Origin of the sequence: Pseudoalteromonas sp. 23_GOM-1509m, from assembly GCF_000518425.1 — a bacterium.
Lineage (GTDB): Bacteria > Pseudomonadota > Gammaproteobacteria > Enterobacterales > Alteromonadaceae > Pseudoalteromonas > Pseudoalteromonas tetraodonis.
In genome coordinates, this window is sequence record NZ_KI912435.1 from 11,970 (window position 1) to 23,849 (window position 11,880).

An 11,880-nucleotide genomic window follows, 5' to 3' on the forward strand; every position below is an offset into this window, starting at 1 on the left:
AAGAGCAATAAAACAAGTACAATGAAAAGCGCCGAAAGGCGCTTTTTTTATGCGTAGTATGGAGAGAGATGTATGGCGATTATTCGTTGCCCCAAATGTGCAAAATCAATTTCAGATAAACATTCGCAGTGTCCACATTGCCAAAGTAACGTTGCTGAATTAAATGCCGAGCAAGTTCAACAACTTCAACGTGAGCAGCGAATTAAAAAGCAGCAAATGTTTATGAACCACTCCTTTTTAGCGCTGATCTTATTTTTAGGTGGCTTCTTTTGTTTGTACTTCCTACAACCTCAAGAAAAAACACTTCAGTGGTATGCGTATACCTCGGCCATTGGCATTGGCTGTATTTGGTACCTTATTAACCGTATTATTTTAGTGACTCTGAAAAAGAAAAAATGACATGAATATTGACAACCTAGTACAGAATATTACTCCAGAATTATTTGAGCGCTTACAGTATGGCGCTGCAACGGGAAAGTGGCCAGATGGCACGCCTTTATCAGATGAGCAAAAGCAACAAACAGTGCAACTAGTGATGTTGTACCAAGCAAAAGTAGCACAATCAAACGAGCAGTTTACCATTGGTGCAAATGGAGAAATGATCCAAAAAACCAAAGCGCAACTACAAAAAGAATTCAAATCAGATAACGAAATAGCTAGGTTCAGTGAAAATGATCTTTAAACACCTTTTTACACCAAAATGGAAACACCCAAAGCAACAAGTTCGTTTAGATGCGATTGAAAAACTTGATGTGGCACGTGACGTAACAATTTTAAGCACCTTAGCCCTTGAAGACTCATCGGCTGAAATTCGTCGTAAAGCACTGCAAAAAGTAAACGACTTACCACTGTGGTGGAAAGCTTACAAACAAGATCAGGCATTGAAAGATGTTGCTGAACAACAAATCTCATCGGCTGTATTAAACAGTGAAAGTAGCTTGTCGGCGCAGATTAAAAATGAGTACATTGAACGCTTTGCACCGGTTAAAACCCTTGAAAAACTAGCATTTGCTGAAAAAGAACTGCAAGTGAGAGTTAAGCTATTAAAACGCCTAGCTAACCCAAAGCTGATTGAAAAAGCCTTTAAAGAAGCAAACGAAGAGCTGCAAAAACAGTTAGTTGATTTAGTCATTACTCAGCAGTTAACTAAAGCACTGTTAAAGCATGCTCAAGGTGAAGCCAAAGTTGCGCTAGAAAGTCATCTTGAAAACGAGCGTTTAGCGCTTGAAATGCCATCGCAAGTTGAAAACGCAACCCGTGTTATTTTAGCCAAGCTTAATGCATTGCGTGATAAAAATGACTACGCCATTGTTGACCCACAAGCTGCAGAACTCATGGCGCAGTGGCAAGCTCTTGAATTAAAATGGCTAAGTGAAGAACATGTAAAAACCCTTGATGCTAAATATATATCAATTACCGATAAGCTTGATGCTCACATTGCCACATTAAAAGCGCAACATGAAATAGAGCAGCAACGTTTAGCGCAGCAACAGCGCCAAGTGTTAGCGTTAGCTACGTTAGAAGCATTAAGTGAAGAAATTGAAAATGCATTGCAACTTGGATTAGAAACCCCAGAGCAAATTCAGCAAGATTGGCTTAATGCAAAAGTAGCACAAGCAAAAGACACACTAGATAAAACGCAATTGATGGCTGATCAGCAATCAAAACAAGTGATTAATAAGCTTGAGCAACTATTTTTACAAGTAGCCAAGTTACCTGAGCTAACCGCGGCGATCAAAGAATATAAAATTGCCTACAGTACGCTTATTGAAATAAAACCTGCAGAGCAACTTAGCGATTACGATCAACAGTTAACAGCGTTCAATGACACATTTAAAACTGCACGTAGTCACCTAAATGTACTTAGCACTGATTTACAAGCGTCATTCAAAACTCAGCTTAACAGCCATAAAAAGCAATTTTTAGCCGCAATGAGCGAACTCACTAAGCCGCTTGAAAAAACGCAAAGCCAAGCTAAACGCAAGGCACGTGATGTAAAACGTTTAATTGAAGAAGGGCGCTTTAACGTTGCATTTGGTGTATTTAAAGGCTTCGAAGAGCTATTTAACGAATTGACCGAAAAATATCAACAACCGTTGGTTAATTTAAAAGCAGACCTAGAAGCGCAATTAGCCGATGCTAAAGATTGGCAAAAATATGCGGCCGCACCAAAACGTGCAGCACTTTTAGAAGAAGTAACAGCGTTAGTTGATGAGCCGTGTAGCGATCCGCAACAGCGCGCTGATCAAGTTAAAGTACTTCGCAAGCGTTGGAATGAACTTGGACGCCTTGATACAGAGCAAGAGAAACAACAGGGCAACGAGTTTGATGAAAAAATTGAGCTTTTATTTGCTCCTTGTCGCAGCTACTTCGCGGAGCAAGAAGTGCAACGTGAGGCAGCAAAAGCAGAGCGCGAGCAATTGATTGCTGATATGCATGCACTGCATTTACAAGCAACTGATACGGCTGATTTAGATTGGAAACAACTAGAAAGCAACTATAACCGTTTGCAAAAAGCATGGCGAAGTGTGGGTAAAGTTGACCCGAAAACATACCGCGTATTAAACGAGCGTTATAAGGCAGAGCAGCAACAGGTTGTAGCGTCACTTAACGCGTTTCATAAAGGCAATGCCGCACTTAAAAATGAGCTCGTTGAACAAGCACAGCAATTATCACAAAGCGATAATTTAGCAGACGCTTGTCAACAGCTAAAACAGTTACAGCAACAGTGGCAAACCATAGGGTTTGCAGGCTTAAAAGCTGAAAACGCATTGTGGCAAAAATTCCGTCAGTTTAATGATGCAACTTTCACTAAACGAAGCGAAGAGTTTGAACAGCAAAAGCGCGAACAAAGCGAGTCAGATAAGCTGGCAACAACTGAGCTGAATGAGCTTGAAGCAGCATTAAATAGTGTAGAAGGTAAAGCCCAATTACTTGACTTGCAAACCAAAGTTAAAGGGTATACACAGTTTAAATCGTTAACCCCTAAAGTGTCTGCTTTGTTATCAGCCATAGATGAAAAGCTGACAGGCTTAGCGGCTAAAAATGAGCAAGCTAATTTAGATGCTTTATTTGTTGCACTTGAGAACAACGAGCCAGTCCCGAGTCAATTTAATGGTGCAGTTAAAACAGCATTGAGCTGTGAGCAGCTGTTAACGCGTATGGAAATACTTGCGAGCGTAAGTTCGCAAAACTCATCGCAAAGAATGGTAGAGCAAGTAGCTATGCTTGATGATAAGCACCGTGGCGAACACGCTGATTTAAATTATTATTTAAAGCAGTTATTAGCACTCAGCGAGGGTTCAGTCACAGCTGACACACTAGCAAGGTTAAAAGTTATTTTTGCTGTAAATTAAGCGCAATCACTTTTATCAACTAAAATGAAAAAGCCGCTATTAAAGCGGCTTTTTGTTATGGTTACTTACTGCCTATACGATTAACCAATAGGGTTTTGCATGAAAATTTTTGTTTTTATTTCACTACTATTTTTAACTGCCTGTAACAGTACGCAGGGTATTTCGGTTTATTCATTTACAAATTCAGAGGTTGAGTCGTTACTAAATAAACAGTTACCTAAATTAAGTGAAAAAGTTAGCCTGATGGGCTTACCTGTGCAGTTTGATGTGAATGATTTAAGCGTTAATATTGGCCCAGATAATAGTGATTATGTTTTATTAGGTGCAGATTCTAGCGCCGAGATTAATGCTTTTGCATTAAAGTACCCAGTGCGCTTAAAGCTGCAAATACAGGGCACTCCTTTTTATGACAGCGAGAAAAAAGCGGTATTTTTACGTAATGTTAAGTTACTCGACTCAAGCATTGATGCCGGTGGCTTTAAAGGTAATTTAGAAGTGCTGGATAACGAGGCCATGGATGTAATGAATGCTTTTTTAGCCGTTAACCCCGTTTATAAGTTAAATATGAAGGATCCTAAAATGGCATTATTAAGTAATTTACCTTTAGATTTAAAAGTAGTAGAAGGCGCTATTAAGCTAGTCCCTCGGTTATAATTTAGATCCAATAGGCGTAATAAAACGTATTAGTTGACCTTATTATTAATAGATTAGGTTAATTATGGCTAATGAGCGATCCGTTCCCACATCTCGACTTTCACGTTTTGCAAAGTTAGGCTCATTAGCCACTGGCGTCGCCACGAATATGTTAGTGGGCGGGGCTAAAAGTGCGCTTTCTGGTAAAGGCTGGGATAATAAAAGCTTATTGCTTCAGCCTAAAAATATTGAAAACCTAGCCACTCAACTCTCACACCTGCGCGGTGCGGCAATGAAGCTTGGGCAGCTGCTTTCAATGGATGCTGGCGACTTACTAACCCCCGAACTTGCTCAATTGCTGTCTTTACTGCGCTCCGATGCTAACCCGATGCCACACAAACAACTGGTTAGTGTTTTAAAAGAGCAGTGGGGAGAGGATTGGTTATCGCGTTTTTCTCATATTGAGCTTAGGCCGTTTGCGGCGGCGTCCATTGGCCAGGTTCATTTAGCTTATAAAGAAAATGGCGCGCAGCTGGCAGTTAAAATTCAATACCCTGGAATCGCAAAAAGTGTGGTGAGTGACGTAGATAACGTGATCACTTTACTTACCTTATCGCGGTTATTACCTAAAGAGCTGGATATTAAACCCTTAGTGGCAGAAGCCAAGGCACAGCTATTAGCAGAGGCCGACTACACTCGAGAAGCTGAGTATTTAGCACGTTACAAAAACCTGTTAGCAGATAACGCGCATTTCAAAGTCCCTAGCGTGTATCCTCAGCACAGTACTGCGCAAGTGCTAACTATGGAGTATGTAGATGCCAAGCCGATAGAGGGCATTACATATTTACCACAATCAGAGCGAAGTCGGGTTGCTGAGCAACTGATTGATTTATTTTTTAAAGAAATGTTTGTCTTTAATTTAATCCAAACCGACCCTAACTTTGCAAATTTTCATTACCAACCTGAATCACAAAAAATAGTATTATTTGACTTTGGTGCCACACGAGAAATTACCCCAGCACTAAGTAATGCCTATCTAGCTTTATTTAAAGCTGGTAGTAATAACGATCGTGAGGGGGTGCTCAATGCCGCCACCGATATTGGCTATTTTAAAGATTCGCTCAAAGACAATTACAAAGAAAAAGTGATTGATTTATTTTTAATGGCCTGCGAGCCACTGCGTTATCACGGCGAGTTTGATTTTAAAAACAGCGCGCTTGCTAGCAATATTAAAGATGCTGGCTTGCAGTTAAGTGCACAGTCGCAGCAATGGCATACGCCTCCTGTTGATGCATTGTTTATTCACCGTAAGCTAGCGGGCTTGTATTTAATCGCAGCACGGCTAGAAGCAAAAATAGATATTAAGGCATTATTTAGCCATTACTAGGTGCTAAAGCAAGAGAGAATTGGCATAATACTCGCGATATTTCGCGAGGTCTGCAATGATAAAAAACTTTTTAAACGATCCTACTTTATTACTTAATGCGGTAGGTGAGGGCATATACGGATTTGATTTATCTGGTAATGCGGTGTTTGTAAATCCAGCGGCAGAGCGAATGACGGGTTGGACAGCCGATGAATTGCTGGGTAAAAAAATACATCAATATCATCATCACAGTCATGCAGATGGCACGCCTTACCCTGCCGATGAATGCCAAATTTACTGCACCATGTTTGATGGTAAACGCCGCGAGGTTAAAAACGAAGTATTTTGGCGTAAAGATGGCAGCGCCTTTGCTGTTGAATATACCTCCACGCCCGTTTATAAAAATAGCCAGCTTATCGGAGCCGTGGCCGTTTTTCGCGATATATCAGCGCAGCAGCGAACCCAAACCGCGCTCCAAGATGCTTTAGCGCAAGTAAAGCATTTAAGCGAGCAGCTCAAAGATGAAAACGACTACCTTACTGCCGAGCTAAATCAAGATTGGCAAGACTCAGGGCTAGTAGGGCGCAGTGATGTATTTCAACGTATGTTGCAGCAAATACAGTTAGTGAGCGAAACCGACAGTACGGTGTTGATACTTGGCGAAAACGGTACTGGCAAAGAGCTGGTGGCACGTAACTTACATAGATTAAGCAAGCGCAATGAGCAGGCGTTTATAAAAGTTAATTGTGCGGCGTTTACCCCTAGCTTATTAGAATCGGAGTTGTTTGGACACGAACGAGGCTCGTTTACCGGCGCAAATGAGCGACGTAAAGGGCGTTTTGAACTTGCTGATAAGGGCACTTTATTTTTAGATGAAGTGGCAGAGCTGCCGTTAGAGTCACAAAGTAAATTATTACGAGTATTACAAGAGCGCGAATTTGAGCGAGTAGGGGGCAGCCAAACCCTAAAAGTCGATATTCGTATCATTGCTGCAACCAATCGTAACTTGTGGGAAATGGTACAAGCAGGGCTGTTTAGAATGGACTTATATTATCGTTTAAACGTGTTTCCTATCAAAGTGCCAGCACTAAAAGAGCGAAAAGAAGATATACCTTATTTATGTCAAAACTTAATTGTGCAAATAAACAAGCGGCTAGGTAAGCAATTACAGGGGTTAAGTAACAAAGCTATTAGGCAACTACAAGCCTATGACTGGCCCGGCAATATCAGAGAGCTGCAAAACGTGTTAGAGCGAGAAGCTATTTTATCTACACAACCCACACTGCAGTTAAGTCAGCCGCTAAAAGCCGGTGATGCGAGTGCTGTTAACCCAACGCTTACACTAGATGAGGCGCAAAGACAGCATATTATCTCCGTACTGATGTTATGTAACTGGAAAATTGCAGGCGAACAAGGCGCGGCAAATAAGTTGGGCTTACCAGAGAGTACGCTTCGCTCAAAAATGCGAAAATTAGCAGTGCATCGTACTCGTTAACTCGCGATATATCGTGTATGTCGTTAAATGTCGCGAATTTTCGCTTTGGTGTTATGTGTATAATCATTTAATATCAATAAGTTAAGCTAACTTTCACTGTGGTCTGAAAGTTGCAAGATCGTACTTAATACCCGTCACTATTAAGTAAGTAACATGAAGTTTGATATTAAAGAAGAAGACATGATCATTAAGCCCTACAAAGAAGAAGGGCCAATTTATATACGCGAGCAAAAAGGGTTTTTTCAGCGTATACGCCGTAATTTAGGTTGGCTGCTAATGCTCAGCTTTATCGCCATTCCTTGGATTCAATATAACGGTCAGCAAGCGGTTTTACTGGATGTTGCCACCCAAAAGTTTACTATTTTTGGCCTAACCTTACTACCTCAAGACTTTATGATTCTCGCCATGCTATTTATGGTGGGGGCGTTTGCGTTATTTTTTGTGACCAATTGGCTTGGCCGTGTGTGGTGCGGCTATACTTGCCCGCAAACAATTTGGATGTTGATGTTCTCTTGGGTGGAACAACGTATTGAGGGGACGCGTAACCAGCGTATTAAGCTTGATAAAAGCCCATGGGATATTACCAAGTGGCGTAAAAAAATTACTAAGCACAGTGCATGGCTGGTTATTTCACTCTTAACTGCCACTTCTTTTTTAGCGTATTTTATTCCAGCTAAAACCTTATACCTAGAAATGGTTAATTTTGAATGGTCTGGGATCACCAGTTTTTGGGTGTTTTTATTTGCATTTTGTACCTATGGCAACGCAGGTTTTTTACGAGAAAAAATGTGTACAGTGGCGTGTCCGTATTCGCGCTTTCAATCAGTGATGTTTGATAAAGACACGCTGGTGGTAACCTATGATAGCGAACGAGGTGAAAACCGCGGTCCACGTAAACGTAAAGCCGATCCTAAAGCGCTTAATTTAGGTGACTGTGTAGACTGTAACTTATGTGTTGAAGTATGTCCTGCTGGGATTGATATTCGCAATGGACTGCAATATGAATGTATTAACTGTGGCTTATGTATTGATGCCTGTAACGATACCATGGATAAGTTTGGCTACGAAAAAGGCTTAATTAAATACGCCAGTGAAAAGCAAATGGCGGGGCAAAAAACTAATCCATTTAGGCTCAAGTTAGTGGGCTATGGCGCTTTAACTGCGCTGTTAATTATTTCTATGTTTGCTTGGATGCTACAACGTACGCCTATCGAAGCCTCAGTCCTTAGAGACAGAAACGCACTGTATCGGGTAAATTATGAAGGGTTAGTCGAAAACCCTTATACACTCACCATCATTAACAAAACGCAGCAACCTTTGCATTATTCTATTTCAATTAGTGGGTTAGAAGGTGCGAGCTTGCAAAGTCCTAACGCTGTGTTGGTAGAGCCAGGGTTGATGAAAAGTGTTCCTGTAACGGTTACTGCCGATGGATATGATATACCCACGAAGGTGAGTAAGCTGCAGTTTAAAATTACCGCACAAGAGGACAATAGCATTTCAATTACTAAAGAGAGTCAGTTTTATAAAAACTAGCCCATTCGGTTTTTCGTTGACTATACCTCGGTCGTGTCATTGATTTACTCGGCTGAGGTAAGCTGACTTTTTATAAATGCCTTAGCGCTTGGCAAGTCATCAAATAAGCAATCTTGTAAATGAGCGTCACGACCTGAGCTGTGCATAATACGTTGTAGTTGCCTTATGGCAATGGGAGAGGTGAGTATAAAGGCACTCATTATGCAATTATTTATCCCCATTGTTTGGCTAACATCGATCATATTTTTTTCAGCGTCAGGGGTGGCGGCCACAACGTCGGGCGAATGGCTAATATAGCCCCAAGGTTGATGTTTAAACGTTGCAATGGTGTCTAACAGAGCGGCTTTAAAGTGATTTAATAACTCAGGGTTTAAGTTGCCTTTAAATTGGGCAATAACAATATTTCCCTCAACATAAAAACTGTAACTGCCGTAATTATTTTTAAATTCCAATAGCCGCTCCTTTGTCTGCACCTTACTATGTGCTGATGAATACCATAACTATTACTTATTAATAATGTAGTCCAACGCACCCGAAATTGCCGCAACTTGCGCTAATATGCACTCTTCAGGGTTGGCCGTTGCACTATCTGGGTAAACTTCCGTGGTTGTAACGTAGGTCGCATCAGATAACCCCATGCATAAACCTAACTCTTTTGCTGCATAGTTTATTACCCCAAATTGTTCTTGAGGTACACCAATTAATTGTTTATTTTCATCGCTTGGAGCTATGTGTGTGACCTTTTCAACACATTCAATAATAGCTTTTTGAAAAGCAGGCTCTGGTTTGTTGCTGTCAGCGACTAAATAAAAACCGTCTGGAATATTCCAATTAGTATTTACTTTACCTTCGCGCGCTGCAAGTGCAGGGCGAAATTCACTGTTATCTGAATCAGTGGTTTCATGTAAATCGATATGCGCGATTAAATCAGTATTTAAAGATTGCACATAATTCATTACCAATGCAGATTCTTGCGCTGGGCTGCCTTCATAAAAAGAACGGTTTGGATCAATTGCCTCTGGGTTCCAGCGGTTTATTGTTTCATAACCCCATGGGCTAATGCAGGGAGTAATCACCAGATTAAATTTCTCTGCGTATTGAGTTGCCAATGTTTTTGCAAACCTTAACGCACCATGTACTCCACTGGTTTCGTAGCCGTGTACGCCGCCAGTGATTAGCACTGTGTGTTTATTTTTATCAAAGTGTTGGGTTTTTAATGCAAACAAAGGGTAACTGTTTTGAGCATAATTAAGTTCACCATATTGCTCTACAACAAGCGTATCTTTTAGCTCATTAATTAGCGTTAATACTTCATCGTTATAACTACGTTTAATTTTCTGGGCTTCAAGCCATTGGAGTTTATGATTGTTATTCCACTTTTCACCAGGGTTGCCAATAGGGTAGGTACTGTTATTCATAGTAAGCCTTTGCTCTGAATATATTTAATAACTCTAAATGTGCGTTTAAATATAATTGTTCTAATAAAGAAGCAGCTTAACGCTGACTAAAATAGTGCGCAAGTTAATCCGTTGAGTTACAAAATAAATTACTCTTTTCTAAAATCTTCAATCTGCTGTATTACCAGCACAAAAAGGCGAGTTGTTCGTCATTAGTCATCGCTATTTTTTAAAAAACCTCACAAACGTTCGCTAGCGAACAGACGCCGTATTTTTAAGAGCCTAAATTATTTATCTATACACTATAGTACGTTGATTTTTATCGTGCTGCGTTTCATCCAAGAGGTTATTTATGATGTCACATGGTTATTGGAATGATTGGTACTTTGGTTGGGGTTGGTTTTTATGGTTTGGGATCTTTTTTCTACTTATCTCATCTATTGGCCATTGGGGATATAGCTATCGCTCAAATAAACGCGCTGTTTTACAACAGCATAAAACCGCTTTAGAGATAGTTAAAGAACGCTATGCACAAGGCGATATTGACCATGATGAATACCTGCGTATTAAGGCGGAACTCAGTACCGATTAGCGATACGGTAAATTAGCACACGCAATCTGTTTTTATGTATATGGAGATCGACGCAATGACAGGCTCTTCTGTAAAACACACCGAGCAAAGTAGTACAGAGCTTGCTAATCACCTTGAACAGGGCACCGGTAAAATTGTGTCTGTGCGTGGCAGCGTGATTGATATTCATTTTGAATATCACTTGCCAGCAATTCGTACTCTTTTGCGCTGTGGTAAAGAGAATGAAATTGCCGTTGAGGTATTCTCGCAATTAACCGCTTGGCGAGTACGCGGTATTGCACTGACACCCACACAAGGCTTAGCCCGTGGCATGTCGGTATTAAATACGGGAAAAACACTCACAACACCCGTAGGAAAAAAAACCTTATCGCGGATGTTTGATGTATTTGGTAACCCTATTGATGGTGGCGCGGCTTTGCCAGATGACACCCAATGGCGCAGTGTGCATAACTTACCTCCCGCTTTAGCTGAGCGTTCAACTAAAACAGAAATATTTGAAACGGGTATTAAAATTATTGATGTTTTAATGCCTTTAGAGCGTGGCGGAAAAGCGGGCTTATTTGGTGGTGCTGGCGTTGGTAAAACCGTACTGCTGACTGAAATGATACACAATATGGTCGGTCAGTATAATGGTGTAAGCCTATTTTGTGGGATTGGCGAGCGTTGCCGTGAAGGCGAAGAGCTCTACCGTGAAATGAAAGAGGCTGGGGTGTTACAAAACATGATTATGGTATTTGGCCAAATGAATGAGCCGCCCGGAGCCCGATTTCGAGTAGGGCATGCGGCGTTAACCATGGCGGAATACTTTCGTGATGATGAGCATCGCGATGTGTTATTGCTTATGGATAACATATTTAGGTTTATTCAAGCAGGGATGGAAGTTTCAGGACTATTAGGGCAGATGCCAGCTCGATTAGGGTATCAACCCACAATGGGAACAGAGCTATCGCAACTCGAAGAGCGAATAGCAAATACGGGGAGTGGGGCTATTACCTCAATTCAGGCTGTGTATGTCCCCGCAGATGACTTTACTGATCCGGCTGCCGTCCATACTTTTTCTCACTTATCCGCATCTATTGTGTTATCGCGCCAACGTGCAAGTGAAGGGCTTTTCCCCGCAATCGAGCCTTTGCAGTCGAGCTCTAAAATGGCGGCGGTAAGTACCATTGGCAAAAAACATTATGACATAGCGCAAAAAATACGGCAGACCTTAGCACAATACGCTGAACTTAAAGACATTATAGCTATGCTCGGAATAGAGCAGCTGTCTGTGGGCGATCACAATATAGTTGATCGTGCTCGCAGACTTGAGCGCTTTTTAACCCAGCCTTTTTTTACAACAGAGCAATTTACAGGTGTGCCTGGTAAGTCAGTTTCTCTTGACGATGCTTTAGATGGCTGTGAGCGTATTTTAAACGATGAATTTAAAGAGTATCCCGAGAGTGCGCTTTACATGATTGGCAAGATTGATGAAGCACTTAAAAAGGTAAAACACTAAAACTAGA

The 11,880-nt window shown here is 41.1% G+C and carries 11 protein-coding genes; 9 read left to right on the top strand and 2 right to left on the bottom strand.

All coding sequences use genetic code 11. The features are described 5' to 3' along the window. Nucleotides 1-72 precede the first annotated feature (72 nt). From N523_RS0117625 to ccoG, 7 genes are all read left to right on the top strand, one after another. Nucleotides 73-399 (top strand): hypothetical protein, encoded by a 327-nt coding sequence (locus tag N523_RS0117625; RefSeq protein ID WP_013464606.1) that lies wholly within the window; start codon nt 73-75, stop codon nt 397-399. 1 nt (nt 400) lies between these two features. Then, the gene (locus N523_RS0117630; protein WP_013464607.1) at nt 401-682 is read left to right on the top strand and encodes a YeaC family protein; all 282 of its coding nucleotides are present in this window, start codon (nt 401-403) and stop codon (nt 680-682) included. Continuing rightward, nucleotides 672-3,356, top strand: coding sequence for a DUF349 domain-containing protein (locus tag N523_RS0117635; RefSeq protein WP_028835821.1), 2,685 nt, complete (start codon nt 672-674; stop codon nt 3,354-3,356). Before N523_RS0117630 ends, N523_RS0117635 begins: the two co-directional genes overlap by 11 nt. 99 nt (nt 3,357-3,455) lie before the next feature. Beyond that, nucleotides 3,456-4,010 (top strand): DUF1439 domain-containing protein, encoded by a 555-nt coding sequence (locus tag N523_RS0117640; RefSeq protein WP_028835820.1) that lies wholly within the window; start codon nt 3,456-3,458, stop codon nt 4,008-4,010. A 64-nt stretch (nt 4,011-4,074) separates the two neighbouring features. Then, complete coding sequence (locus N523_RS0117645) at nt 4,075-5,376, top strand: ABC1 kinase family protein (protein ID WP_028835819.1); 1,302 nt, start codon at nt 4,075-4,077, stop codon at nt 5,374-5,376. A gap of 55 nt (nt 5,377-5,431) precedes the next feature. Beyond that, nucleotides 5,432-6,850 carry a sigma-54 interaction domain-containing protein gene (locus N523_RS0117650; protein WP_028835818.1) on the top strand — a complete coding sequence of 473 codons (1,419 nt, stop codon included), beginning with the start codon at nt 5,432-5,434 and terminating at the stop codon, nt 6,848-6,850. Nucleotides 6,851-7,003: 153 nt separating this feature from the next. Further along, entirely contained in the window at nt 7,004-8,386 is a 1,383-nt protein-coding gene (ccoG, locus tag N523_RS0117655; protein WP_028835817.1) for a cytochrome c oxidase accessory protein CcoG, read from the top strand. Between the two features lie 44 nt (nt 8,387-8,430). Here ccoG and N523_RS0117660 read toward each other — a convergent pair whose 3' ends face one another. Both N523_RS0117660 and N523_RS0117665 read right to left on the bottom strand, forming a co-directional pair. Beyond that, entirely contained in the window at nt 8,431-8,838 is a 408-nt protein-coding gene (locus N523_RS0117660) for a hypothetical protein (protein WP_024601174.1), read from the bottom strand. 51 nt (nt 8,839-8,889) lie between these two features. Continuing rightward, on the bottom strand, nt 8,890-9,804 hold the full coding sequence (locus N523_RS0117665) for a M14 family metallopeptidase (RefSeq protein WP_028835816.1): 915 nt from the start codon (nt 9,802-9,804) through the stop codon (nt 8,890-8,892). 331 nt (nt 9,805-10,135) lie between these two features. Here N523_RS0117665 and N523_RS0117670 point away from each other — a divergent pair, with 331 nt between their 5' ends. Both N523_RS0117670 and atpD read left to right on the top strand, forming a co-directional pair. Continuing rightward, nucleotides 10,136-10,375 carry an SHOCT domain-containing protein gene (locus tag N523_RS0117670; protein ID WP_231485861.1) on the top strand — a complete coding sequence of 80 codons (240 nt, stop codon included), beginning with the start codon at nt 10,136-10,138 and terminating at the stop codon, nt 10,373-10,375. 55 nt (nt 10,376-10,430) lie between these two features. Beyond that, complete coding sequence (atpD, locus tag N523_RS19165) at nt 10,431-11,873, top strand: F0F1 ATP synthase subunit beta (RefSeq protein ID WP_081745138.1); 1,443 nt, start codon at nt 10,431-10,433, stop codon at nt 11,871-11,873. Nucleotides 11,874-11,880 lie beyond the last annotated feature (7 nt).